At 59.3% G+C, this 474-nt stretch carries 1 protein-coding gene; it reads right to left on the reverse strand.

Going from position 1 to position 474, the window contains the following annotated elements; all coding sequences use genetic code 11:
* Nucleotides 1–351: hypothetical protein (locus K9U41_RS23135; protein WP_432715856.1), on the reverse strand; the 351-nt coding region annotated here is incomplete at its 3' end.
* Nucleotides 352–474: the final 123 nt, after the last annotated feature.

A 474-nucleotide genomic window follows, 5' to 3' on the forward strand; every position in this document is an offset into this window, starting at 1 on the left:
GCCATGCCGCTTCGCATAGGTTGAAAGCCAGGCAAGGGCCAACCGAGGCATGGCGCCGTAGGGCACGACCTGCAAAACCGGTCCATTGCCCTCATCGAGAAAGCCAGCTTGTACCGTCAACCACGCCGCGCCCGACTGGCGCATGAAGTGCGCTCCATCTACCTTCGCGCGAGGCAAACCCACCTGGCACATGACCGAGTGCATGAACGCGAAATCGTTGCCAGTCGGCGACTGGCCCATGATGTCAGCACTGGCTGAGATCAGCTCGATCTCGCGCTTCGTGGGCAGTTTCCGAGCAGCTGCGGCCACTCCCTGCTTTCGTGTGATTTTGCTAGGATCTGTCATGGTCATCCTTTCCTCCCCAGGACTTGGCCAAAGCCCGGACTGTTGACGCAGTCTCGGGCTCTTTTTTTGCATCAAGCTACTTGTTGAGCGGCATGCAGCAGCCGCAGAATTTCCACCGTGCTGGTGTCG

This window comes from Xanthobacter autotrophicus, from assembly GCF_029991245.1.
In the GTDB taxonomy this organism is placed as follows: domain Bacteria; phylum Pseudomonadota; class Alphaproteobacteria; order Rhizobiales; family Xanthobacteraceae; genus Xanthobacter; species Xanthobacter autotrophicus_C.